The organism is Marinobacter sp., assembly GCF_033722195.1.
Lineage (GTDB): Bacteria > Pseudomonadota > Gammaproteobacteria > Pseudomonadales > Oleiphilaceae > Marinobacter.
Genome location: NZ_JAWVZL010000017.1, coordinates 25,748 through 51,150, shown reverse-complemented (window position 1 = coordinate 51,150; position 25,403 = coordinate 25,748). Strand labels below are relative to the sequence as shown.

Genomic DNA, 25,403 nt, shown 5'->3' with positions numbered 1-25,403 from the left:
GTCAATGTCGTAGGAAGCGCCAAAACGGGCATAGCCGTAAATGCTGGCACTGTAGCCGGCAGGATCGCCGGGGCTCTTGGGGAACAGCTCGACGGCGCCGGCCTGGCTGGCCAGGGTCAGAGCCAGTGCGGAAGTGGTTGCTCGAATGGCGAGTGTCAGCGTCTTGCTTTTCATCTTTTATTGTCTCCAGAAGCATTATTGTTGTTGATAGCCAATCGCATCCTCACGAATACGTATTGTTGGATCTATTTCAACGTAGTGACAAACCTGTGACAGAGCAAATGGAACTGAATAAAATTTAGACCATCGTCTAATCAGATCGCCTCCAACAGGCGATTGCAGGGACAAAAATGCCCGCCCGTAGGCGATCCGAGTACCGCCTCCAGCAGTAAATCTGGCCATGACCGAGACCATTCCCTTGCTTGATGACACAACCTTTGCCTTTCTCGATCTGGAGACCACCGGGGGCAGCGCCGGCTCCGACCGGATCACCGAAATCGGTATCCGGTTCTGGCGTGCCGGCCAGGTCATCGGGGACTGGCAGACCCTGGTCAATCCCCAGACCCGGATCTCATCCTTCATCGAGCGCCTCACGGGTATCAGCAACGCCATGGTGGCGGAGGCGCCCACCTTCGAGCAGGTGGCCGACGAGCTGCGGGCACAGCTGCAGGACACGGTCTTTGTGGCCCATAACGCCCGCTTCGACTACGGCTTCGTCAAATCCGAGTTCCGGCGTCTGGGGCAGGCCTTCTCCGCGCCCGTACTCTGCACGGTGAAGCTCTCCCGGCTGCTCTATCCGGAATATCGGCGCCACAACATGGATGCCATCATTGCCCGCCATGGTCTGGCAGAGGTCCAGCGCCACCGGGCCATGGGGGATGTGGCGGCCATGTTCGAGTTCTTTACCCACGCCCTGCAGGACAAGGGCCGGGTCAGGTTCAGCACCGCCCTGGCGGGCCTGCTCAAGCGCCCCAGCGTGCCTTCCCACCTGGCGGCGGATGTGCTCGACGAATTACCGCGCGGCCCGGGCGTCTACCGCTTCTACGGCGAGAACGACGTGCTACTGTACGTGGGCAAGAGCACCAACATTGCCCAGCGGGTGGCCTCGCATTTTTCCGGGGATCACAACACCAGCCGCGGTGTGCGCATCTCCGAGAGCCTGCGGCGGGTGGAATGGACCGAGACCGCCGGCGAACTGGGGGCGCTGCTGCTGGAGCTGAAGCAGATCAAGCGCCTGAGCCCGCTGTTCAATCGGCGCTCAAGGGCCGCCAAGACCCTGGTAAGCATCGAGCTGGTGCCTAACGAGGAGGGTTATCTGCAGGCCCGCCTGGCCTGGGAGATCGAGCCCCATCGCCTGGGGGACTACTACGGTCTGTTCCGCAGCAAGAAAGACGCCGAGCGGGCCCTCAGCGGCATTGCCCAGAAGAACGACCTCTGCAATCAGCTTCTGGGGCTGGAGCCGGCTCGCCAGGGCCCCTGCTTCCAGCGGGCGCTGGGACGCTGCAGGGGCGCATGCGAGGGGGGCGAGGATGTCGTGCGCTATAACCTGCGGGCGCAGATCGCCTTTCATGGTCTGCGGCTGAAAACCTGGCCCTGGGACGGCCCGGTCGGAGTGGTGGAACAGGACCCGCGCAGTGGACGCCGGGAGATCCTGGTGATCTACAACTGGATGCACGTGGCCACCGTCAACGATGAGACCGAACTGGATAACCTGGCCCTGGCCAATACCCGGGTCACCTTCGACCTGGACTCCTACAAGCTGGTGGCCAAGGCCCTGCTGGGTCTGGATGGCGGCCGGCACCGTCTCATCCGGCTGCCGGCATTGGCCCAGCCGGAGGTGCTGATGCCATGAGCCCGCCGGGCCGGCCCCCGGTGCGCAGCTGCGTCCGTACATCCCGCATACCCATTCCCGTCCTGGCCGGCTAGACTGTAGGTAACGTTATTTATTCTTAACGCCGGCAGGCGTTACCGGTAACCCGCAAGCTTCAGAGAGGAAGGAATGAACAGACAGCCCGTCGAGCGCGCCCTTTTTGACGACGTCATGGTCCCCAACTACGCCCCCGGTGCGGTGATTCCCGTGCGTGGTGAGGGCTCCCGGGTATGGGACCAGCAGGGCCGTGAATTCGTGGATCTGGCGGGCGGTATTGCGGTCACCTCCCTGGGCCATGCTCACCCTGGTCTGGTCAGCGCCCTGACCGAACAGGCCGGCAAGCTCTGGCATCTGTCCAACGTGCTCACCAACGAGCCGGCGCTGAGGCTGGCCCGGACCCTGTGCGAGCTGACCTTCGCCGAGCGCGTATTCTTCGCCAACTCCGGAGCCGAGGCCAACGAGGCCGCCTTCAAGCTTGCCCGCCGATATGCCTGGGAGCACTACGGGCCGGAGAAGAACGAGATCATTGCATTCCGCAACAGCTTTCATGGCCGCACCCTCTTCACGGTCAGCGTCGGCGGCCAGCCCAAGTACCTCGAGGGTTTTGAGCCGGCTCCGGGCGGCATCCATCACGCCGACTTCAACGACCTGGCGTCAGTGGAGGCCCTGGTCTCCGACAAGACCTGTGCCATCGTGGTGGAGCCGATCCAGGGTGAGGGCGGCATCATGCCCGGTGACCCCGAGTTCCTCAAAGGCCTGCGAGCCCTCTGCAGCAAGCACAACGCCCTGCTGGTGTTCGATGAGGTCCAGAGCGGCGTTGGCCGTACCGGGCATCTGTACGCCTACCAGATGTACGGCGTGACGCCGGACGTGCTGTCCACCGCCAAGTCCCTGGGTGGCGGCTTCCCGGTGGGCGCCATGCTGACCACCGCCAAGATCGCTGCCAGCCTGGGTGTGGGCACTCACGGCAGCACCTACGGCGGCAACCCGCTGGCCTGCGCCGTGGCCCAGAAGGTGATCGACACCGTCAGCCAGCCGGACATTCTCAAGGGCGTCAAGGCCCGCGCCGAGCGCCTGAGGGAAGGCATGATGGCCATCGGCAAGCGCTACGGTGTGTTCAGTGAGGTGCGTGGCCACGGCCTGCTGCTGGGTTGCGTGCTGACCGAAGCCTGGGCCGGCCGGGCCAAGGACTTCCTGGCGGCTGGCATCGATGAGGGTGTGATGGTGCTGGTGGCCGGCGCCAACGTGGTGCGCCTGGCGCCGTCGCTGATCATTCCCGAGCACGACATCGACGAGGCCCTGCTGCGGTTCGAGCGCGCCGTCGCCAAGGTCTGCAGCTAGGACCCGCAGCAAAGACAAGACGCCTGACCTTCACCACCGGACGGCCTGCCACGATGGGCCGTCCGGGCCATTACCGCAAGGAGCAGACTGCATGTGGGTGGTACGACCCGCCAGACCGGATGACCTTGCCGAGATCCAGAGCCTGGCCGCCAGCCAGGCCGCCCGGGTCTCGACCCTGCCGCAGGCGGAGGACAAACTTGCCGACAAGCTCGACCAGTCCCTGCGCTCGTTTCAGGGCGCCGCCGGAACGCATGGTGAGGAACGCTTCCTGTTCGTGCTGGAGGACCTGGCCAGTGGCCGCATCCGTGGTACCGCCGGCATCGACGCCCGCGCCGGCTGTGGCCAGCCTTTCTACAACTACCGCCAGGATGCCCTGATTCACGCCTCCCATGAGCTGGGGGTGTCCAGCCGGGTGGACGTGCTCTACCCCTCCCACGCGCTCACCGACAACAGCCTGCTGTGCTCGTTCACCATCGACCGGGAGCTGCGGGAAACCGAGGCTTTCGACCTGCTGTCGCGCTCCCGGCTGCTGTTCATCGCCCAGCACCGGGAGCGCTTTGCCGACCGCCTCGTGGTGGAGATTCAGGGGGTGCAGGACGACCAGGGCCAGGTGCCTTTCTGGGACAGCCTGGGACGGCATTTCTTCAACATGGATTTTGCCACCGCCGACCAGCACTCCAGTGAACTCAGCAAGACCTTCATCGCCGAGTTGATGCCGCCCAATCCCATTTACGTGACCCTGCTTACCGACGCCGCCCAGGCCGCCATCCGCCAGCCCCACGCGCTGGCCCACAAGACCGTGGCGCTGCTGGAGCGGGAGGGTTTCCAGAGTGGCAACTACATCGATATCTTCGACGGTGGCCCGGTCCTGCAGGCCCGCACCGACAGCCTCAAGACGGTGGTCACCAGCCAGCGTCTGGAAGCGGTACCGGGGGAGGTCGGGGACGCTCCCCGGTATCTGGTGGCCACCGGCACCGGGGACGCTTTTCGGGCCGTGCTGTCGCCACTGGCGGAGCACCTGGACGGCACCGCCGTGATGCCGGCCGATGTGGAGAAGCTACCGGGCTGGCAAGCCGGACAACCGATTCTGGTGGCACCGCTATGAGGGTGATGCAGACCGGCCAATTCATCAAGCGGCTGCCGGCCCCGCCGACGGCTGCAGGAGGAGCGCACGCATGCTGGTGATCCGACCGCTGCATGAGGAGGATCTGGGCGACCTGTACGCCATGGCCGAGAGTGCCGGCAAGGGCCTGACCTCGCTGCCGGCCAATCACGACCTGCTCAGCCGCAAGATCCAGCGCGCCCGGGACACCTTCAGCCAGCGCAGCGCCCCGGAGGCGGGGCTCTACCTGTTCGCGCTGGAAGATACCGCCCGGGCCCGCTGTGTCGGTATCAGCGGCATCGAGGCCCGGGTTGGGCGGGAGGAGGTGTTCTGGAACTATCGCCTGAGCACTACGGTGAACGCCTCCCGGGAACTGGGTGTGTATGTCAGGACCCCGACACTGCACCTCACCAACGACATGACCGACACTACCGAGATCTGTTCACTGCTGCTCTCGGACACCCATCGGAAAGGCGGCAACGGCCTGTTGCTGTCCCGCTGCCGGTTCATGTTCCTGGACGATTTCCGACGGCATTTCTCCGACAAGATCTTTGCCGAGATGCGCGGGGTGTCCGACGCCGACGGGGTCAGCCCGCTCTGGGAAGCCCTGGGCAAGCGCTTCTTCGACATGGAGTTCAGCAAGGCCGACTACCTCTCCGGGGTGGGCAACAAGTCCTTCATTGCCGAGCTGATGCCGAAGTTTCCCATCTATCTGCCGCTGCTGCCGGAGAGCGCCCGCGCCGTGGTGGGCCGGGTTCACGCCAATACCGAGCCGGCGCTACGCATGCTGCAGGCCGAGGGTTTCAACTTCAACGGCCTGGTGGACATTTTTGATGGCGGTCCCCTGGTGGAGGCCTTCATCCACAACATACGGACGGTGCGGGAGAGCCTGAACCGCCATGTCCTGATCAGCCGGAAGCCGATGGATCTGGACGTGCCGGCGGAGCAGCGGGTTATGGTCTCCAATCGTTCGTTCCGGGATTTCAGGGTGACCACCCTGCCGATCCAGTGCGTGAACGTGGACACCGTCAGTCTGCCGCCGGAGGTGGCGGAGGTGCTGAAGGTGGAGTCCGGCGATCTGGTTCGCCTGGCGCCCTTGAAAGACGGTGGTCATTCCCCGATACATTCGGTATATCAACGGTCTACAGCGGCTCGCCAGCCATAGCGGCGGGCCCGGGAGGAGAGGGTATGGAACTGACATTGAGCGGCGATCTCTGGATTGACGGACTCTGGCTGGAGGGCCAGGGACCGCTGATCGAGTCCGACCAGCCGGTCAGCGGCGACATCATCTGGCAGGGCGAGGCCGCCGGCATCGACGACGTGGATGCCGCCGTCAGGGCCGCCCGCAAGGCGTTTCCGGCCTGGCGCCGGCGATCCCTGGCGGAGCGCCGGGAGATCATCGAGGCCTTTGGCCGCCAGCTGGAGGAGCACAAGGAAGCCCTGGCCAGGCAGATCGGCCTGGAGACCGGCAAGCCGCTGTGGGAATCCCGCACTGAGGTGGCCGCCATGACTGGCAAGATCGGTATTTCCGTGCAGGCCTACGAGGATCGTACCGGCTCTTCTGAAACCGACAATGCAGCCGGGCGCGCCGTGCTCAGGCACCGGCCCCATGGCGTGGTAGCGGTGTTCGGCCCCTACAATTTCCCTGGCCACCTGCCCAACGGACACATCGTGCCGGCGCTGCTGGCGGGCAACACCGTGGTGTTCAAACCCAGTGAGCTGACCCCCGGCGTGGCCGAGCTGACGGTCAGGCTGTGGGAGCGCGCCGGCCTGCCCGGTGGCGTCATCAACCTGATCCAGGGTGCCCGGGATACCGGTGTGGCCCTTTCGGAACATCCGATGATCGACGGTCTGTTCTTCACCGGCAGCCCCACCGTGGGCCATCACCTGCACAAGCAGTTCGCTGGCCAGCCGGAAAAGATCCTGGCCCTGGAGATGGGCGGCAACAACCCCTTGATCGTGCAGGACGTGTCAGACCTGGACGGCGCGGTTCACCACACCATCCAGTCGGCGTTCATGTCCGCCGGTCAGCGCTGCACCTGTGCCCGCAGGCTTCTGGTTCCCCGCGGCAAGGTGGGGGACAAGTTCCTGGCGCGCCTGGTGGAAGTGGCCGGCAACATCAGGGTAGGGCGTTTCGACGCCGAGCCCCAGCCGTTCATGGGGTCGGTGATTTCGGTAGCCGCTGCCGACCGCCTACTGGAGGTGCAGGAAGAACTGGTCCGTGCCGGCGCCAATCAACTGCTGGAGATGACCCGGCTGGAAGCGGACACACCCCTGCTCAGCCCCGGTATTCTGGATGTCACCGACATCGAGACCCGGGACGAGGAATATTTCGGGCCGCTGCTGAAGGTTTACCGCTACGATGACTTCGACCAGGCCCTGGAGCTGGCCAACGACACCCGCTACGGTCTTTCCGCCGGCATCCTCAGCCGTGACCGCAAGCTTTACGAGCGGCTGGTGGAAGAGGTCCGGGCCGGCATCGTCAACTGGAACCGGCCGCTGACCGGCGCCAGCAGCGCCGCGCCCTTTGGCGGGGTCGGTGCCAGTGGCAATCACCGGCCCAGCGCCTACTACGCCGCCGACTATTGCGCCTGGCCCATGGCTTCCCTGGAGGCGGACCGCAGTGAACTGCCGGATACGCTGGCACCGGGGCTGTCTTTCGATTGACCGCGGCTGCCATCGGACCCCCGGGGCCGATGGCAGACCCTCTTGCGCTAATCAGGATGCATCATGGCAAGCAAGGCAATAGAAGCGAATTTCGACGGTCTGGTGGGGCCCACCCACAATTACGCCGGCCTGTCCTGGGGCAACGTGGCGTCGAAATCCAACGTTCACGCGGTGTCCAATCCCCGTGAAGCGGCGCTGCAGGGGCTGCAGAAAATGAAGCGGCTGGCGGACCGGGGCTATGTCCAGGGCATACTGCCACCCCAGGAGCGGCCTCACATTCCCACCCTGCGACGCCTGGGTTTCAGCGGCAGCGACGCCGATGTGCTGCGGGCCGCGGCCAGGGCCAACCCGGTGATCCTGGCGGCGGCAGCCTCGGCGTCCTGCATGTGGACCGCCAACGCCGCCACCGTGTCCCCCAGCGCCGACACCGCCGACCATCGGGTCCACTTCACCCCGGCCAACCTCAGCGCCAAGTTCCACCGCTCCATCGAGCATGTGGAGACCGGCCGGGCACTGCGGTCCATCTTCGCGGACGAGGCCTTCTTTGCCCATCATCCGGCGCTGCCGTCAGTGAGCCAGTTTGGCGATGAGGGCGCCGCCAACCATACCCGGCTGTGTGCCGGTTACGGCGACCCGGGTGTGGAACTGTTTGTCTACGGCCAGGCGGCCTTTGATGAAACCGCGCCGGCGCCGGTGCGGTATCCGGCCAGGCAGACCCTTGAGGCGTCCCAGGCCATCGCCAGACTGCATGGTCTCAGTGACCGCCACGCGGTGTTTGCCCAGCAGAATCCCAATGCCATCGATGCCGGCGTCTTCCACAACGACGTCATCGCGGTGGGGAACGGCAACGTGCTGTTTTATCACCAGCTGGCGTTCCTGGACGAGGACCGGGTGCTGGCAGAGATCCGGGCCCGGCTCGAGGGCACCGAGCTGGTACCCATCCGGGTGGCTGAGGCGGACGTGCCGCTGGAGGATGCGGTGGCCTCCTACCTGTTCAACAGCCAGCTGCTGAACCTGCCGGACGGCGGCATGATGCTGGCGGTGCCGGGGGAGTGCCGGGAAATCCGCTCGGTGAGCGCCTACCTCGATGCCCTGGTGGCCTCCGGTGGCCCGATCCGGGCGGTGGAGGTGTTCGACGTCAAGCAGTCCATGCGCAATGGCGGCGGCCCGGCCTGCCTGCGCCTGCGGGTGGCATTGACCCACCAGGAACTGGCCGCCATGCACGCGGGCGTTCTGCTGACGGACCAGCTCTATGAGCGCCTGACCATCTGGGTGGAAGGGCATTACCGCCATGAGCTCAGTCAGGACGACCTGGCCGACCCCATGTTGCTGGACGAGAGCCGCCACGCCCTGGACGAGCTCAGCGGTATTCTGGGCCTGGGTTCGATCTACGACTTCCAGCGCTAGCGCATTACACCCCGCCCGACGGGGCAGGGTCCGGTATCAGGCGGTGATGGAACTCATCAGCATCACCATGGTGTGTTCGATGAGGTCATCCCTGGGGTAATTGGCCAGAGGGCCGGCGTCATTCATCTCCTGCTGGCACAGCATGATCACGCCGTGCAGGGAGCCCCTCAGGTAAAGGGCGGTATTGAGGGGGGACCGGATGCGCTCGCGGTTCAGCGAGCCGTCGGCAAGCCCGGTCTCGATGGCGGCCACCATCAGCTCCATGGTGGCGGACTCGCAGCTGGACATCTGTTCGGCCTGGTTCTGGTCGGCCTCCTGCATGGCGGTGGTGGCCTGGGTCAGGGCATGGAAGTAGTCGGGCTGTTCCAGGTAGAAGCGGTAGTAGGCATGGCCGATGGCGCTGATCCTGGCCAGGCCGGTGTCTGCCGAATCACAGGCGGCCTGGAAACGCTGCCGCAGGCTTTCCCCCGCCCGCAACATGATGCCGCGCTGGATGGCGGCCTTGTCCTTGAAGTAGACATAGAGCAGGGCCCGGCTCAGGCTGGCGGCCCGCGCGATGTCGTCCATCGAGGTGCGCTCGTAGCCCTTGTCCGCAAACACGGTTTCCGCCGCGTCCAGGATGCTGTCGTAGCGGGCCTGCTTTTCCTGCTCCCGCCTTGATTTCAGTTGATTTGCCATTCGTGGGCCGGAACTCCTGCCGATCGGTCGTGCGCTGGTGGATGTCATTCTGGCGTAGCTTTTTTGCACCCTGTTAGGAAACCACAAAACGGATCCGTTGACAAATTGTCAAAGAATGACATCATGTCTGGAACGCCGAATCGATCACGCCAGGCAGGGTCGCCATTGCGATCCGTCTGGCCCAGGAGTTCCGTCATGAAACCTGCTCTCCGCCTCGCCAGACTGTGGCACCTTGCCCTGCTCGTGCCTGCCCTGCTCATGATTGTCACTGGGTGCCGCGGTCATGACCCCGCCCGGACTGCCGAAGCGGAGCCGGTGACGGTGCGGGTTGCAACCGTCGCCAACAGCGAGGGGGCGGCGCCTACCCTTCGATTCGCGGGCATCGTCCAGGCCAGCCAGCGCGCCACCCTGACTTTCCAGGTCAGCGGCAACCTGAAGGAGCGCCGGGTTGAGCTGGGGCAGCGGGTGGAGGCCGGCGATGTACTGGCCCGGCTCTACAATCCGGGCCTGGAGCCGGCGCGGGCCTCAGCGGGGGCCCGGCTCCAGGAGCTGGGTACCCAACTGGAGCAGGCCGAGCGGGAGTGGCAGCGCTCCAGTCAGTTGCGGGAGCGGGGCGTGGTCTCAGAACAGGCCCTGGAGCAGATTACTGCCCGCAGGGATGGTCTCAAGGCCAGCGTGGCCACGGCCCGCGCGGCCCTGGCGGAGGCTGAGCAGATGCTGGCGGAAAGCGTGCTGACGGCGCCTTTCGATGGCCGGGTGGTGGCGTTGATGGTGGAGCAGGAGGAATTCGTGGCTCCCGGCCAGCCGGTGGTGAAGCTGGCGGAGCCGGATACCCGGGAAGTGGAGATCCGGATGCCGGCCTACCTGCTCGACCAGTTGCAGGTAGACCAGCAGGTACCGGTGTGGCCGGTGCAGGATCGCCAGTTGGCGCCAGTGTCCGGCAGGGTCATCGAAGTGGCCCAGGCCGGCGCCGAGCGCGGCCAACTGCAGCCGGTGCTGGTAGCGCTGCCGGCGGATGCGCCCGGCTTGGGAGTGGGAGAGCCGGTGGAAGTGGGTGTGACCCCCAGCATCAACGGCCAGCTTACGGTACCGGTGCTGGCGGTGATGCGCGCCAGCGATGGCAACAGTGTGTTCCGGGTACGTGATGACGCCGCCCGGCGGGTGCCGGTGACGGTGCAGCGTATCATCGGCGAGCAGGTGGTGGTGGCGTCCGATCAGCTCAGCGCCGGTGACCAGGTGGTCTACGCCGGGTTGACCCGGCTGGCGGACGGTGACCGGGTGGAGATCCTGCCATGATCGGCTACCTGCTGGGTTGTCGCCGGCTGCTGGGCATGGTGGTGGTGATGCTCTGCCTGCTGGGCCTGGCCGCCTACAACACCATGCCCCGACAGGAAGACCCCTCCTTCCCCCATCGCGCCGGCCTGCTGACGGTGCAGTATCCCGGCGCCAGCGCCGATGCGGTGGAACGCCTGGTGCTGCGCCCCCTGGCGGATGAACTCCTGCAGGTGGAGGAAGTGGACGTGGCTGCCGGCACCGCCCGTACCGGCGTGGCCCTGGTGCGGGTGCGGCTGTATGACACTATCTACGACACCGACGCCGCCTGGGACCGGGTGCGCCAGGCCATGGAGCGGGCGCGCCGGGAGTTCCCAGGGGACGTGGGCCAGATGGCCCTGGACGACCGCATCATCGACATCCCCGCCATTGTGCTGGCGGTCGGGGGCTCCAGTTCCACCGTGGTGCTGACAGACGTGGCGGAGAAGGTCAAGGAGGCGCTCTCGGACCTGCCCGGCATGTCCCGGGTCGAGCTGGAAGGTGACGTCACCGAGCAGATCACCCTGGCCCTGGACGATGCCGCGCTTTATCGCCTGGGGGTCTCGCCGGCAGCGGTGCTGGACACCCTGGCCAGCCGCAACCAGACCAGTGCCGGCGGTTTCGTGGTGACCGAGGGCCGCCGCCTGTCGATCCTGCCCAACAGCGAATTCACCAGCCTGGACGCCATCCGGGCCACTCCCATCGACCTGCCGGACGGCAGCCAGGTGCCGTTGGCCTCCGCCGCCGAGGTCTGGCGCGGGCCGGCCGAGCCGCGGCAGCCGGAAACCTGGTTCGATGGTGAGCGGGTGGTGCTGGTGTCGCTGGTGATGTCCGAGGACAGCACCGACGCCATCCGGTTCGGCGAGCGGGTGCGGGAGCGCCTGGCCAGCCTGCGGGCGGAGGTGGCGCCCTTCACCGTCAAGGAAATGTTCTTCCAGCCGGACCAGGTCTCCGACCGTCTCGACAACCTGGCCTGGAGCCTGCTGGCCAGCGTCGCCATCATCATCGCGGTGGTGTTCCTGGGCATGGGCCTGCGGATGGGCATACTGGTGGCGTCCATCCTGCCCATGGTGACCATGATCAGTATCGGGCTCTACGATCTGGGCGGCGGCGTGCTGCATCAGATTGCCGTCATCGGCATGGTGATTTCACTGGGCATCCTGATCGACAACGCCATCGTGGTGGTGGAGAACATCCAGACCCAGCTCGATCGGGGCGCGGCCCGGCTGGCGGCCCTGGCGTCCGCCATCCGCGAACTGGCGGGACCGCTGGGCGCCTCCACCGGCACCACGCTGGCGGCCTTCGCGCCGCTGCTGCTGTCCAAGGGTGGCACTGCGGATTTTACCCGGGGTATCCCGGTCATGATCATGCTGACCCTGTCGGTCAGTTACCTGCTGGCCATTTCCGTGGTGCCCCTGCTGGCGGCCCGCTTTCTCAGACCCCGAACCAGCCCGGGCCGGGACCGCATCGCCGGTCTGGCGGGTGTGCTCGGAGGCCTGGTGGCGCGGGCGCCCAGGACCCTGGTGATCGTCAGCCTGGTGATGGTGGCGGGCAGCCTGGCGCTGACGCCATGGATGAAACTGCAGTTCTTTCCCGATGCCGACCGGCCCCAGGTCATTGTCGAGATGTACATGCCCGAGGGCACCGACCAGGCTCGCACCGCGGAGGTGGCGGAAAGCCTCGAGCGGGCCCTCCGCAGCAGGCCTGAGACCCTGCTGGTGCACCGCTTTGTCGGATTTACCGGGCCCAGTTTCTACTACAACCTGCTGCGCTATCCCCAGGCCCCCAATCGGGCCCGCCTGGTGGTGGGGACTCCGACCCTGGCGGACACCGGGCCATTGATCCGCTGGGTGCGGGACTATGCCGCCCGGGATCTGCCGGAACTGGACCTGACGGTGTCGGTGCTGGGCCAGGGTCCGCCCCGGTCGGCGCCGGTGGAAGTGCGGCTGTACCACCCCAACGACCACATCCGTGCCCAGATCACCGAACGGGTGTTCAGCGAGCTGCGCCGCACCCCCGGTGCCGTGGATGTGCGGCATGACATCGACCTGGGGGTGCCCAGCATCGACGTCAACGTGGACGATGCCGTCGCCGCCCGCTATGGCGTCAATCGGGCCGATGTGGCCCGCAGCCTCTATGGCCAGAGTTTCGGCGTGGTGGCGGAGCAGTATCGCCAGGAAGACGACCCCATCCCGATGGTACTCAGGTCCCGTGAGGGCACCGCCCTGTCGCTGTCACGGCTGATGTCCATCAACATTTACAACGCCCGGGGCGACGCCGTTCCCCTGTCGGCGCTGGCCACCACCGAGACCAGCTGGCAGCCGGCGGCGCGCTATCTGCGCAACGGCACGCGGGTCAACACCGTCAGTGCCAACCTGGCGGCGGGTTTCAGTTTCAGCGACGTGCTGGGTGGTCTGGAGAGCACCCTGGCGGACCAGCCGCTGCCCGAGGGCAGCCGCATGGAATACGGCGGTGACGCCGAGGGCTCAAGCGACGCCAACAGCGCCATTCTCACCACCGCACCCATCGGCATCCTGCTGTTGCTGTTCTTCCTGCTGGTGCAGTTCAACTCCTTCCGGCGGGTGGGCATCGTACTGCTGACGGTGCCGCTGGCCACCGTGGGCATCATTCCCGGCCTGGTGCTGTCGGGCTCGCCTTTCGGTTTCCAGTCCCTGCTGGGGGTGATTGCCCTGGTGGGAATCGTGGTGAACAACGCCATCGTGCTGCTGGATGTGATGGACCGCCAGCTGGCCCGGGGCGAGGCGGTGGTGGACGCGGTGCGTAAAGCGGTGGAGCAGCGTACCCGGCCCATCCTGCTGACCACTGCCACCACCGTGGCGGGGCTGCTGCCATTGGCTTTCTCCAGCTCCACCCTGTGGCCGCCCATGGCCTGGGCCATCATCTCGGGGCTGCTGGCCTCCACGGTGCTGACGCTGCTGGTGGTGCCGGCCATCTGCCGGCTGGTGATTCGCCCACCGCAAGCCCAACCACTGCCGGAGGCGGCGGCAACCGGTAATCCCTGACCGGGCTCAGTGGAGGGGAGGGCGTTGCCGGACCAGGAGTCCGACCCGGTGGCCCACCGGCACGTCCCGGTTGGGGAACACGATGGCCTCGGGCTGGTCGCCCACCCGGTATTGCTGCTGCCGGTCTTCCCAGATCAGCTCGCCGGGGCCGTACTCGGTGAAGTTCGCCACATCGTCCGGTATGTGAAAGCGGAAGTGTTCCCCGGTATTGAGGATCTCCTCCACCACCTCGAACACCACCACCGCATCGGCGCGGGCGTCCTGACCGGGATCCTGGCCGGCGATGAGCTGGCGCAGGCTGTGCTCGATGCCGGCAAACCGGCCCAGGTCGTTCTGGCCGAAGGGCTGCACCCGGCCCAGCTCGATGGTCATGCTCTCGGCGCCGAGACGACTGGCAGAGAAGGCTGAGAAGGTGGTGCCCTGCTTGTGCTGCAGCAGCAGCGTATGAACATCGGAGGCGGCCAGGAAACGGATCTGGTCAGCGGGTACCTGGCGGCCGGGCAGGTAGGGGTAGAGCGCGAACTTCTCCCGCTTCGAGGGCCGGATGGCAGTGTGCAGATCGTAGTGGAGCAGTCCCTCGGCACCCTGGGCGAACAGCTCGCAGGTCTGCTCCAGCAGCGCCGCGCGGGCCGCTTCCGGAGCTCCGGCATAGACCGGCTGGTGGTGGGCGCCATTGAACAGGCGGTTCAGGTTGTGATCGAGGAACCGCCGCCCGGCCACCATGGCCGGCGGATTGCCCAGGATCAGCAGGGTCTCGGTGGCCGGCGCCCAGTCCCCGTCCAGCAGCTGATCCACCAGGCGGTCCAGCACCTCGATGGGGGCGGTCTCATTGCCATGGACGCCGGCCGACACCATCAGGCGGCGCCCCAGCACCGGCGTGGCCGGCACCAGGCGCAGGATGCCGGCACCGGTGAGCTCGATGCGGCTGCCGTCGGGCAGGATCGCGCTGCGGCCCGCCGGCGCGGTGTCAGGATGCGCCAGGGTGTGGCTGAGCCAGCCGGGAAAGTCGTCAAAGAGCTGCCGACGTGCCGTCATCAGGGCCTCCCATCAGCCGTTGGCGGGCTTGAGGTGGCGGAGCAGACGCTGCTCCAGCTTACGGAACACGAATACCAGGGCGAAAGTCAGCGCCATGTAGATCAGGGCCACGGCGATAAAGGCATCAAACGGGGCGTAGAACCGGGAGTAGATGTCGCGGGCCGCACCGGTCAGGTCGACAATGGTCACCACGCTGGCGATGGCGCTGGCGTGGAGCATGAAGATCACCTCGTTGGAGTAGGCCTGCACTGCCCGCCGCGCGGCGCTGGGCAGGATGATCCGCCGCATCCGCAGGAACCAGGACATGCCGTAGGCCTTGGCGGCCTCGATTTCACCGGCAGGGGTGGCCACGATCGCGCCGCGGATGATTTCGGTGGTGTAGGCGGCGGTGTTGAGCGTGAAAGCCAGCAGGGCCGGGTAGAAGGGCTCCTTGAAGATTTCCCACCAGAAGGTTTCCTGGATGCCGGGAATCTGGGCGACCCCGTAGTAGATCACGTAAAGCTGGATCAGCAGCGGCGTGCCACGGAACAGGTAGGTGTAGACCCACACCGGTGACGACACCCAGCGGTTGCGGGAAGTGCGCAGCACCGCCAGCGGAACCGCCACCACCAGACCCAGCACCAGGGACAGGAAGACCAGTTGCACGGTGGTCACCAGGCCATCCCAGTAATGCAGCGTGGTGGTGGCGGTAAAGATCTCGTTCTGGTTGAGCCAGTCGGCGAGGAATTCAGGCATACATCAGTCTCCCTGCACCACGCCGGCATTGGCCCGCTTGTCCAGCCACTTGATGAACAGCTCGGAGCCGGCCGTCAGGGCCAGGTAGACCAGCGCCACCGGAATGAAGAACAGGAAGGGGGCCCGCTCGGCCTTGGCGGCCTGTTCGGCCACCCGCACCATGTCGGTGAGCCCGATGATGGACACCAGCGCCGTGGTCTTGAGCAGCACCTGCCAGTTATTGCCGATACCGGGCAGGGCGTGACGCAGCATCTGGGGAATCATGATGCGGCGGAAGGTGTGCCAGCGTGTGAAGCCGTAGGCGCGGGCCGCCTCGATCTGGCCGGAATCTACAGCCAGGAAGGCGCCCCGGAAAGTCTCGGTCATATAGGCGCCGAAAATCAGGCCGATGGTCAGGACACCGGCAATGAACGGATTGAACTGGAAGAAAAAGTCCACCTCGTACTGGTCGTACAGGTAGTCGGAAATCTGGTTCACGGCCACCTGGCCGCCGTAGTAGAACAGCAGCATCATGACCAGGTCCGGAACGCCCCGGATCAGTGTGGTGTAGGTGGTGGCCACACCCTTGGCCGCCCGGTTGTGGGAGAGTTTGGCGGAAGCGCCCAGAAGTCCCAGCACCAGTGCCAGCGCCAGTGACAGAAAAGCCAGTTCGATGGTGACAGCCGCGCCTTCCAGAAGGGCCGGGCCGTAACCCTTGAGATCGAGCATGCGTAATACCAGGGTGACAGCGGGCGCCGGATCTTGCCCGGCGCCCGCTGCTTTGATTTACATCTTGATGTCGTAGGAGAAGTACTTGTTCATGATCCGGTCGTAGGTGCCGTCGTTCTTGAGCTTCTCAAGAGCGGCGTTGATCTTCTCAGCCAGGTCCTCGTCGCGGGGACGCATGGCAACACCCACACCCTGGCCCAGCTTGACCGGCTCACCGACCTGCTGGAAACCTTCACGGGTCAGGATGGTCTGCTCACCCACCGGATAGTCCACGAAGACCGCGTCCAGACGCTCACCTTCCAGGTCCAGGACCATGTCGTCGGCGGTGGTGTAGCGCTTGATCTCAACGATGTCGCCCATGTTCTCGGTCACGTAGGCATCCATGGTGGTGCCGCGCTGGACGCCAACAATCTTGCCTTTCATGGCGTTCATGTCGGTCGGATCCACGTTGACGTCCTCACGGGCGAACCAGGCGCCAGGGGTGTTGTAGTAGGGCTCGGAGAAGAGCACCCGCTCGGCGCGCTCCGGGGTGATGGACATGGAGGACATGATGGCGTCGAACTTGCGAGCCAGCAGTCCGGGAATCATGCCGTCCCAGGCCTGGATCACGAAGGTGCACTCGGCCTTGAGCTCTTCGCACATGGCTTCGGCCAGTTCCACTTCGAAGCCGGTCAGCTCACCTTCCGGTGTCTTGTACTCGAAGGGCTCGTAGGGCACGTCGAAGGCGATGCGGATTTCATTCCATTCCTTGGCCTGGGCTGTACCGGCGACCAGGGCCAGGGCACAGCTGGCAGCAACAATCAGTTTTTTCATGCGTCTCTTTCTCCAGTGGTTTGCCTGTTGGCTTTATTCCGGCCGCTGATACCGGCCGCGTTTTATTCTCTGCGCCGGCGCCGGGGATCACCCGCACCGGCCTGCGAACAAGATAGCACTGCTGGCGCGGACCGTCGCGCCGATCAGAAGTTGGGCGCGAGAAATTGTTTCATGCGCTCGGAGTCCGGGTTGTCGAAGACCTTCTGGGGGGAACCCTGCTCCTCGATCACGCCCTGGTGCAGGAACAGCACCTGGCTGGACACATCCCGGGCAAAGGCCATCTCATGGGTCACCACGATCATGGTGCGGCCCTCTTCCGCCAGGCTCTGCATGACCCGAAGCACCTCGCCCACCAGCTCCGGGTCCAGCGCCGAGGTGGGCTCGTCGAACAGCATCACCTCCGGCTCCATGGCCAGGGCCCGGGCAATGGCCGCCCGCTGCTGCTGGCCGCCGGACATCTGGGCAGGGTAGTAATCCTTGCGCTCATAGATGCCCACCTTGTGGAGGTAGCTCTCGGCCCGCTCGATGGCTTCCTTTTTCGGCACGCCCAGCACGTGGATGGGCGCCTCGATGATGTTTTCCAGTACGGTCATGTGGGACCAGAGGTTGAAACTCTGGAATACCATGGAAAGCTTGGCGCGTATCAGCTCCACCTGCCGGTTGTCGGCGGGCACCCGCTCACCCTTGCGGTTGTTTTTGAACCGGATCGGGTCGCCGTGCACGATCACCTCGCCGGAAGTGGGGGTTTCCAGCAGGTTGATGCAGCGCAGGAACGTGCTTTTGCCGGAGCCGGAGCTGCCGATCAGCGAGACAACGTCGCCCTTGCGGGTTTCCAGGGAAATGCCCTTGAGCACTTCCAGATCCCCGAATGTCTTGTGTATGTCCTTGCAGATCAGTGGCGCATTGTCCGCCATGTAACGCTCCCGCAACTGGTGACGGCGAACCGTCATGGGTCTCTGACCGTGCTGGCCTGATGTAAAGATAGCTGGCTTTGCCGGTGGGCACGAGTCCGCGGCCGGCAACGGCGGCACATCCTCGATGCTGTCATTGCCATACACATATCGGGCCAGCTTTTGCGGTGCACAGTTTTACGGACAGGCCCGGCATAAATCAACCATTTTGGTGTGCGCGGCCGGGGTGTCCGTCAGGTGGTGGCGATGCCGGTGCGGATGATATGGTGCTCGCTCTGTTCGATCTCCCGCAGCGAGTCGCAGACATGGCGGACATGGGCGGAGGCCGCCCGCTGCGCCGCCAGGGGCTGGCCCTTCATGATGGCCTGGTAGATCTTGCGGTGGTGTTTGTCGATCTGCTTCTTGAACGCCTCCCGGGGACTAAGGTTGGCCACCGACGCCTGCACCGACATCAGCATCAGGCTCTTCAGGCTGTCCAGCACATGCACCAGCACCGGGTTGTGGGAAGCCTCCACTATAGCCAGGTGGAAAGCGTGATCGAGACCGGCGTTGGTGAGCGGGTCGGCCGCCTGCATGGCGTCGTAGGCCTTGGTGATCCGGTGCAGGTCCCGGGCATTGGCCCGCTGCGCCGCCAACAGGGCGGCCTGGCCCTCCAGCTGCTCGCGCACTTCCAGCAGGTCATAGAGGGTGCGGGGGTGGCCGGTGAACAGTCGCATCAGGGGTGATTCCAGGCCCGGCTCCGGCACGATATGGGCGACAAAGGAGCCCCTGCCGTGATGGGTCTCGATCACCCCCCGGCCGTGCAGCTCATGCAGGGCTTCCCGGACAATCGACCGCGACACCCCCATCCGCAGCGACAGCTGGCGCTCCGACGGGATCTTTTCGTCGGGCGCCAGGCCGCCATCCAGAATCAGGCGTTCGATACGGTCGGCGATGGCCTTGGCCACCGGCACGGATTTTTGCGTCATGGCTGTGGGCTGGTTGGACCAGTCTTGCGCTGGTTAATTCCTAATCAAGGTCTATTCTTCTGTAATCCTCGTAACTATCGGGGATCAGTGGTTCAACGTCCATAGAAACCGGTCAAAAAACTGGTCTGACCAGTTGCCATTTTGCTGGACTTGAAGCCATGCCACTACGATCATCCGTGGACACGTCCTTGGTGCGTGGGGTGCTGAAGGGCATCGCTATTTCACCGCAGGGCGTTTCGGGCCACTCAGCCCGCCTGAAACGAAAAGCGGAACAAAAACAATGAAGCTGGAGACTGATCGATGAACAATAAGCAGAGCAACATCGATAAAGCGCGCCCGCGGCGCGGCATCCTGAAAACCCTGGCCATGTCGACGGCACTGGCCGGAGTCTTCGCGCTGGGAACTGGTCAGGCCACCGCCGCCACCACCTGGAAGATCCAGTCCGTGTGGGACGCCGGTACCGTTGGTTATGACCTGTTCGAGGAATGGTGCAACAGCATCGAGAAAAAGAGTGGCGGCGAGCTGAAGTTCCGCTGCTTCCCCGCCAAGGCGGTGGCAGCCGACAACAACGCCCTGTTCGATGCGGTGCGTAACGGCGTACTGCAGGGCATGAACCCCTTTACCCTGTACTGGTCCGGCAAGATTCCGGCGTCGGTCTTCCTGTCTTCCTACCCCGCCGGTCCTGACCAGCCCCACCAGTGGGACACCATGTTCTATTCCCTGGGCATGCTGGAAAAGACCCGGGAGATCTATGAGAAATTCGGTCTCTTCTATGTCGGCCCGATCCAGCACGACTCCAACATCATCCACTCCAAGAGGCCGGTCACCAGCCTGGACGATCTCAAGGGCATGAAGATCCGGGTGCCGGGCGGCATGGTGGCCGAAGTGTTCCAGCAGTTCGGTGTCTCCACCGTCTCGCTGCCGGGGTCCGACATTTTCCCGGCCCTGGAGAAGGGCACCATCGACGCGGCCGACTATGTGGGGCCGGCGGTGAACTACGAGCTGGGCTTCTCCCAGGTGACCGACTACATCATGTTCGGGCCTCCAGGCGTGATGTCCATCTACCAGCCGGTGGACCTGATGGACCTGACCGTCAACATGCGGGCCTGGAAGTCACTGTCGCCGGAGCTGCAGCAACTGGTTGAGGACGAAGTGCGGATCTTCTCCCAGAAGCACTACCTCACCATCCAGGCCCGTAACATCGAGGCCATGGAGAAGTTCAAGAACGCCGGTGATGAGGTTACCCGCCTGAGCCAGAGCGACCTGGAAGCGTTCCGTAAGGCCGCGATCCCGATCTGGTTCAAGTGGGCCAACAAGGACGAGGACGCCCGCGCCATTTTTGACATGCAGCTGGACTACATGATGAACGAGACCGTGGGCTACGTTGAGCCCGCCGACGTCGAAGGCATGTAAGCCTCCATTGCAGCAAAAAAACAGGGAGAGCTTCGGCTCTCCCTTTCAAATGGCAAAGGTAAAATAAAATGTCTGATCTCGAAGGCTTCGGCTTTGTACTGCCGCATTGGGCTTATTGGGGCTGGCTGGCAGTGATGCCCCTGATCATGATGGCGCTCGACCGCTGGCGGTCGGGCAACGTGACAGCGGATGACGGTGAGCAGGGGATCACCCCCGGCGAGGTGCAGGCCCAGGAAGAAGATCCGCTGGCGCGGTACAAGGATGTAGGGGTGAACTGGTTCACCCGTGTGATCGACTGGATGAGCGATAAATCCGGTCTGTTCGTGGCCTTCTGGACCGTGAACGCGGTCTGTTTCTATTTTTTCGAAGTGGTGATGCGCTACATCTTCAACATGCCCACCATCTGGGTGCATGAGGCCAGCTTCCTGCTGCTGGGCATGCAGTACCTGCTGGCGGGTGCGTTTGCCATGCTTCATGGCGCCCATGTGCGGGTTGATGTGATGTACAACATGCTGCCCCTGCGTGGCCGGGTCGGCATGGACATCTTCACCTCGATGTTCTTCTTCATCTTCGCGCTGGCTCTGCTGATCACCTCATGGACCTTCTTCATGAATGCCTATTCCATGGGTGAAACCACGGTTGAGACCTGGGGCATCCAGTACTGGCCGGTGAAAGCCATGATGGTGCTGGGTTCGGCACTGCTGTTGCTGTCGGGCCTGTCCAAGCTGATCAAGGACATCGCCCTGTTTATCCGCCTGGGTCAGGAGGCTGCGCAATGACCACCAATTCTGTCAGTTCTTCTGCCGACACCGGCGCAGCCAAAGCCATGCTGGGCAAGCTGGGTACCTGGCTGATGATCCTGGCCACCGTGTCGCTGGGTTTCATCATCCTTGTCGAAGTCATCAATATCCTGTTCTACGACCCCTGGAGCGACGACAGGTTCCTGTTCCGTCTCTCCGGCAGCCTCGCCGACGTCAAGATCGGGCCGCTGACCTATCTGATGTTCGGCTCCCTGCTGGTGGCCCTGATGATGGGTCTGCCGCTGGCGTTCGTCACCGGCGGCCTGGGGGTGGTGTTCATCTACCTGGTGGGCGACAGCATGATGCTGAACATCGTGCCCAGCCGCATCTTCCCGATGATGACCAACTCCGACCTGGCGGCCATACCGCTGTTCATCTTCATGGCCTCGATGCTGGAACGGGCGGGCCTGATCGAGGAGATGTTCACGGTGGTCTACAAGTGGATGGGCGGTCTCTCCGGTGGCCTGGCCACCGCCACCATCCTGGCCTCCACCATCCTGGCGGCCATGGTGGGCGTGATCGGGGCGGCGGTTGTCACCATGGGTATCATTGCGCTGCCGGCCATGCTCAAGCGCAATTACGACCATCAGATCGCCCTGGGCTCCATCATGGCCGGGGGCACCCTCGGTATCCTGATTCCGCCTTCGATCCTGGCCATTCTCTACGCAGTGGTGGCCCAGCAGTCGGTGGGTGAGCTTTACCTGGGCTCGCTGGTGCCGGGCCTGATGCTATCGGGCATGTACATCGCCTACGTGCTCTTCCGCACCTGGCTCAAGCCCGAGATGGGACCGCCGGTCCCCAAGGAAGACCGCATCTCCCTGAAAGAGAAGATCCTGCTGCTGAAAGACCTGATCGCGCCGCTGATCCTGGTGGGTCTGGTGCTGGGGCTGTTGTTCGGCGGTATCGCCACGCCGGTGGAAGCGGCCGGTATCGGCTCCTTCGGCGCCATCCTGGTGGCCATGAAGCACGGCGCCTTCTCCATCAAGTCGCTGCGTGAAGCCTCCGTGACTACCGCCAAGGCCTCCGCTATGGTGCTCTGGATCATGTTCGGCGCCTCGGTTTTCGTGGGCTTCTACATCCTCCAGGGCGGCCAGGACTTCATCACTGAATCCATCCTCGGTATCGGCCTGTCACCCTACATGGTGTTGCTGCTGCTGATGCTGCTGCTGGTGGTGTTGGGCATGTTCCTGGACTGGGTGGGTATCCTGCTGCTGGCGGTGCCCATCTTCATCCCCATCGTGGAGGCGCTGACCTTTGACGGCCTGTTCGGCCTGCCGCCGGTCCCGGGTGAAGACGTAGTGCTCTGGTTCGGCGTGCTCTACCTGGTGAACATGCAGATGTCGTTCCTAAGTCCGCCGTTCGGTTACGCCCTGTTCTATATCCGCGGTGTGTGCCCGCCGGAAATTACCATGGGCACCATTTTCAAGTCGTCACTGGCGTTCCTGGCCATGCAGGCCATCGGCCTGACCCTCTGTGTGGTGTTCCCGGGCATCATTACCTGGCTGCCAACCCTGGTGTACGGCTGACCGTCGGCCGGCGGGACCCGAGGGTTCCGCCGGCCACTGTCATGGACACCCACAACATCCAAGCAAGGAGAACCCGACATGTTGACCATCAAGCGACTGGACCTGGACGATGCCCGGCTGCTGATCGAGGGCGCCGCCCGCAAGGCCGAGGAAATCGGCATTCCCATGTGCATTGCGGTCACCGACGAGTCCGGTAACCTGATCGCCTTCGAGCGCATGAACGGTGGCAAGGTCACCAGCATCACCGTGGCCCAGGACAAGGCCTATACGGCGGCGGCAGCCCGCAAGGCCACCCACGAGTACAACCAGGCCTGCATTCCCGGCAACCTGGTGTTCGGTATCCACACCTCCATGGGCGGGCGTCTGTGCGTCGTCGGTGGCGGTCTGCCGGTAGCGGTGGACGGCCACGTGGTCGGCGGTATCGGCCTGAGTTCCGGCACCCCCCAGCAGGATATGGACTGCGCCCAGGCCGGCATCGATCATTTTCTGAACCAGCGGGCCTGATGGCTGTCACAAACCATTGACCCATCAACCAGCCCGCGACGGAGCCATGTCATGAACCAGACCGCAGCCCCGGACATCAGCCGCTCTGAGCTGGCTGAAAAACTCAGGGAGTTCATCCATCCGGAGTACGTGATCTCGGATGAGGAAACCCTGAAACCCTACGAATGCGACGGCATGTCCATGTACTGCGAGATGCCCATGCTGGTGGTGTTGCCGGAGACGGTGGCCCAGGTCCAGCAGGTCATGCGCATCTGCCATCGCCACCGCGTACCGGTGGTGGCCCGGGGCGCCGGTACCGGCCTGAGCGCCGGCGCCATGCCTCACGCCCAGGGCGTGGTGCTGTCCCTGGCCAAGTTCAACCGCATCCTCAGTATCGACCCCAAGGCCCGCTCGGCGCGGCTGCAGCCGGGGGTGCGCAACCTGGCCATCAGCGAGGAAGCGGCCCAGTACGGCCTCTACTACGGCCCAGACCCGTCGTCCCAGATTGCCTGCACCATCGGCGGCAATGTGGCGGAAAACTCCGGCGGTGTGCATTGTCTGAAGTACGGACTCACGGTCCACAACATCCTCAGTGTCGAGATGGTCACTGTCGAGGGCGACCGGGTCACCGTCGGCAGTGACGGCCTGGACAGCTGCGGCATGGACCTGCTGGCACTGATGACCGGCTCCGAGGGCCTGCTGGGTATCATCACCGAGGTGCAGGTCAAGCTGCTGCCCAAGCCGGAGAAGGCCCAGGTGGTGATGGCCGGTTTCGACAGTGTCCAGAAGGCCGGTGACGCCGTCGGCGGCATCATCGGCCACGGCATCATCCCCGGTGGTCTGGAAATGATGGACGGCTACGCCATCACCGCCGCCGAGGACTTTGCCCAGGCCGGCTACCCCCGCGAAGCCGAGGCGCTGCTGCTGTGTGAGGTGGACGGCACCGCCGAGGAGGTGCAGGAGCACATCGAACAGGCCGAGAGCCTGTTCCGCAAGTTCGGCGCCACCTCCGTCCGCACCTCCCAGAGCGAGCATGAGAGGGCTCTGCTGTGGAAGGGCCGCAAGTCGGCGTTCCCTGCGGTGGGCCGGATCTCGCCGGACTACTACTGCATGGACGGCACCATTCCCCGCCGGCACCTGGCCCATGTGCTGCTGGAAATGCAGAAGATGTCCGAGCGTTACGGCCTGCGGGTGGCCAACGTGTTCCACGCCGGCGATGGCAATCTGCATCCGCTGATCCTGTTCGATGCCAATGTGCCCGGCGAGTTCGAGCGCACTGAAAGTTTCGGCGGCGACATCCTCAAACTCTGCGTCGAGGTGGGCGGCTGCATCACCGGCGAGCATGGGGTAGGGGTGGAGAAGATCCGCCAGATGGCGGTGCAGTTCGATGACCGGGAGCTGGCCCAGTTCAATGCCCTCAAGGCCGCCTTCGACCCGGAGGGCACCCTGAACCCGGGCAAGGGCGTGCCCACCTTGCGCCAGTGCCAGGAGTACCGGGCCCTGGAGCGCAAACCCGAAACCGAATCCAACACGGTGGAAGCCTGACATGGCGGATATAGCCAAGCGCCTGGAGGAGCAGATCCTGTCAGCGCGTGACGAAAAACGCAGTCTCAAGATAGTCGGTGGTGGCAGCAAGCAGTTCATGGGCCGGCCGGTGGAGGCCGACGAGCTCAGCGTGGCCGAGCACAGCGGTATCGTGGAATATCAGCCGGTGGAGCTGGTGATGACTGCCCGGGCCGGCACGCCGCTGGCCGAGCTGGAAGCGGCGCTGGCGGAGAACAACCAGATGTTGTCCTTCGAGCCGCCCAGATTCACCGACAAGGCCACCATCGGCGGTACCCTGGCCTGCAACCAGTCCGGCCCCGGCCGGCCCTGGACCGGCTCGGTGCGGGACCAGGTGCTGGGCATCCGGCTGATCAACGGCCAGGGTGAGCACCTGCGTTTTGGCGGCCAGGTGATGAAGAACGTTGCCGGTTACGACGTTTCCCGGTTGCAGGCCGGCGCCATGGGCACCCTGGGGGTGATCACCGAAATCAGTCTCAAGGTGCTGCCGCGGCCGGCCGCCACCACCACCCTGGTGCGTGAGCTGCCGCTGGATGAAGCCATCCACATGATGAACAACAGGGCCGCCGAACCCAAGCCCCTCACCGGCGCCTGCTGGCTCGACGGCAAGCTCTACCTGCGCCTGGCCGGCGCCCGCTCGGCGGTGGATGCCACCGCCAGCCAGTGGCAGGGCGAGCCGCTGGAGGACGCCGACCGGTTCTGGGCCCAGCTGCGGGACCACAGCAGCGACTTCTTCGCCGGCGACCGGCCATTGTGGCGCTTCTCGGTCAATCCCACGGCACCGAATCCGGATCTGGACGGTGACTGGCTGGTGGACTGGGGCGGCGCCCAGCGCTGGTACCGCGGCGAGGCCCAGCTGTCGGACATGGAGACCCTGGCGGCCCACGCCGGCGGTCAGGTCAGCCTGTTCCGCGGCGGTGATCGCAGTGGTGAGGTGATGCATCACCAGCCGGCCGCCCTGAAGACGATCCAGCAGCGCCTGAAACGGTCCTTCGATCCGGAGGGGATCTTCAACCCGGGCCGTCTATACACCTGGATGTAACAGCAGG

General features: G+C 64.7%; 21 protein-coding genes. 14 read left to right on the top strand and 7 right to left on the bottom strand.

The window, feature by feature from the left end:
* Positions 1 to 400: 400 nt before the first annotated feature.
* From R3280_RS05315 to astB, 6 genes are all read left to right on the top strand, one after another.
* Complete coding sequence (locus tag R3280_RS05315) at positions 401 to 1,852, top strand: exonuclease domain-containing protein (protein WP_318997541.1); 1,452 nt, start codon at positions 401 to 403, stop codon at positions 1,850 to 1,852.
* A 147-nt stretch (positions 1,853 to 1,999) separates the two neighbouring features.
* The gene (locus R3280_RS05310; RefSeq protein WP_318997540.1) at positions 2,000 to 3,211 is read left to right on the top strand and encodes an aspartate aminotransferase family protein; all 1,212 of its coding nucleotides are present in this window, start codon (positions 2,000 to 2,002) and stop codon (positions 3,209 to 3,211) included.
* Positions 3,212 to 3,302: 91 nt separating this feature from the next.
* Positions 3,303 to 4,316, top strand: coding sequence for an arginine N-succinyltransferase (locus tag R3280_RS05305; RefSeq protein ID WP_318997539.1), 1,014 nt, complete (start codon positions 3,303 to 3,305; stop codon positions 4,314 to 4,316).
* A 70-nt stretch (positions 4,317 to 4,386) separates the two neighbouring features.
* Positions 4,387 to 5,478 carry an arginine N-succinyltransferase gene (gene astA / locus R3280_RS05300; RefSeq protein WP_318997538.1) on the top strand — a complete coding sequence of 364 codons (1,092 nt, stop codon included), beginning with the start codon at positions 4,387 to 4,389 and terminating at the stop codon, positions 5,476 to 5,478.
* Positions 5,479 to 5,501: 23 nt separating this feature from the next.
* Positions 5,502 to 6,980, top strand: coding sequence for a succinylglutamate-semialdehyde dehydrogenase (gene astD, locus R3280_RS05295; protein WP_318997537.1), 1,479 nt, complete (start codon positions 5,502 to 5,504; stop codon positions 6,978 to 6,980).
* Positions 6,981 to 7,043: 63 nt separating this feature from the next.
* Positions 7,044 to 8,387, top strand: coding sequence for an N-succinylarginine dihydrolase (gene astB / locus R3280_RS05290; RefSeq protein WP_318997536.1), 1,344 nt, complete (start codon positions 7,044 to 7,046; stop codon positions 8,385 to 8,387).
* Positions 8,388 to 8,423: 36 nt separating this feature from the next.
* Here astB and R3280_RS05285 read toward each other — a convergent pair whose 3' ends face one another.
* On the bottom strand, positions 8,424 to 9,065 hold the full coding sequence (locus tag R3280_RS05285) for a TetR/AcrR family transcriptional regulator (protein WP_318997535.1): 642 nt from the start codon (positions 9,063 to 9,065) through the stop codon (positions 8,424 to 8,426).
* Between the two features lie 195 nt (positions 9,066 to 9,260).
* Between R3280_RS05285 and R3280_RS05280 the strand changes: the two genes are divergently transcribed.
* Together R3280_RS05280 and R3280_RS05275 are read left to right on the top strand one after the other, a co-directional pair.
* Positions 9,261 to 10,361: an efflux RND transporter periplasmic adaptor subunit gene (locus tag R3280_RS05280; protein ID WP_318997534.1), complete on the top strand. Its 1,101-nt coding sequence runs from the start codon at positions 9,261 to 9,263 to the stop codon at positions 10,359 to 10,361.
* Positions 10,358 to 13,399 (top strand): efflux RND transporter permease subunit, encoded by a 3,042-nt coding sequence (locus R3280_RS05275; RefSeq protein WP_318997533.1) that lies wholly within the window; start codon positions 10,358 to 10,360, stop codon positions 13,397 to 13,399. Before R3280_RS05280 ends, R3280_RS05275 begins: the two co-directional genes overlap by 4 nt.
* A gap of 6 nt (positions 13,400 to 13,405) precedes the next feature.
* On the opposite strand, the gene astE is transcribed toward R3280_RS05275, so the two are convergent.
* The 6 genes from astE to R3280_RS05245 form a co-directional block, all read right to left on the bottom strand.
* Positions 13,406 to 14,434, bottom strand: coding sequence for a succinylglutamate desuccinylase (astE, locus tag R3280_RS05270; RefSeq protein ID WP_318997532.1), 1,029 nt, complete (start codon positions 14,432 to 14,434; stop codon positions 13,406 to 13,408).
* 12 nt (positions 14,435 to 14,446) lie between these two features.
* Positions 14,447 to 15,169: an ABC transporter permease gene (locus R3280_RS05265; protein WP_318997531.1), complete on the bottom strand. Its 723-nt coding sequence runs from the start codon at positions 15,167 to 15,169 to the stop codon at positions 14,447 to 14,449.
* A 3-nt stretch (positions 15,170 to 15,172) separates the two neighbouring features.
* Positions 15,173 to 15,877, bottom strand: a complete 705-nt coding sequence (locus R3280_RS05260; protein WP_318997530.1) for an ABC transporter permease — start codon at positions 15,875 to 15,877, stop codon at positions 15,173 to 15,175.
* A gap of 57 nt (positions 15,878 to 15,934) precedes the next feature.
* A complete protein-coding gene (locus R3280_RS05255; RefSeq protein WP_318997529.1) occupies positions 15,935 to 16,690 on the bottom strand; it encodes a transporter substrate-binding domain-containing protein in 756 nt (251 codons plus the stop codon).
* 143 nt (positions 16,691 to 16,833) lie between these two features.
* Entirely contained in the window at positions 16,834 to 17,604 is a 771-nt protein-coding gene (locus tag R3280_RS05250; RefSeq protein WP_318997544.1) for an ABC transporter ATP-binding protein, read from the bottom strand.
* Between the two features lie 230 nt (positions 17,605 to 17,834).
* Positions 17,835 to 18,569 carry an FCD domain-containing protein gene (locus tag R3280_RS05245; protein WP_318997528.1) on the bottom strand — a complete coding sequence of 245 codons (735 nt, stop codon included), beginning with the start codon at positions 18,567 to 18,569 and terminating at the stop codon, positions 17,835 to 17,837.
* Positions 18,570 to 18,935: 366 nt separating this feature from the next.
* Between R3280_RS05245 and dctP the strand changes: the two genes are divergently transcribed.
* The 6 genes from dctP (at position 18,936) to glcE (ending at position 25,396) form a co-directional block, all read left to right on the top strand.
* The gene (gene dctP, locus R3280_RS05240; protein WP_318997543.1) at positions 18,936 to 19,982 is read left to right on the top strand and encodes a TRAP transporter substrate-binding protein DctP; all 1,047 of its coding nucleotides are present in this window, start codon (positions 18,936 to 18,938) and stop codon (positions 19,980 to 19,982) included.
* A 68-nt stretch (positions 19,983 to 20,050) separates the two neighbouring features.
* Positions 20,051 to 20,761 carry a TRAP transporter small permease subunit gene (locus tag R3280_RS05235; RefSeq protein WP_318997527.1) on the top strand — a complete coding sequence of 237 codons (711 nt, stop codon included), beginning with the start codon at positions 20,051 to 20,053 and terminating at the stop codon, positions 20,759 to 20,761.
* Positions 20,758 to 22,308 (top strand): TRAP transporter large permease subunit, encoded by a 1,551-nt coding sequence (locus R3280_RS05230; protein ID WP_318997526.1) that lies wholly within the window; start codon positions 20,758 to 20,760, stop codon positions 22,306 to 22,308. Before R3280_RS05235 ends, R3280_RS05230 begins: the two co-directional genes overlap by 4 nt.
* Before the next feature lie 78 nt (positions 22,309 to 22,386).
* Complete coding sequence (locus R3280_RS05225; protein WP_318997525.1) at positions 22,387 to 22,812, top strand: heme-binding protein; 426 nt, start codon at positions 22,387 to 22,389, stop codon at positions 22,810 to 22,812.
* Positions 22,813 to 22,863: 51 nt separating this feature from the next.
* Complete coding sequence (locus R3280_RS05220) at positions 22,864 to 24,336, top strand: FAD-linked oxidase C-terminal domain-containing protein (protein ID WP_318997524.1); 1,473 nt, start codon at positions 22,864 to 22,866, stop codon at positions 24,334 to 24,336.
* A 1-nt stretch (position 24,337) separates the two neighbouring features.
* Complete coding sequence (gene glcE, locus R3280_RS05215) at positions 24,338 to 25,396, top strand: glycolate oxidase subunit GlcE (protein ID WP_318997523.1); 1,059 nt, start codon at positions 24,338 to 24,340, stop codon at positions 25,394 to 25,396.
* The last annotated feature ends 7 nt before the right edge of the window (positions 25,397 to 25,403 follow it).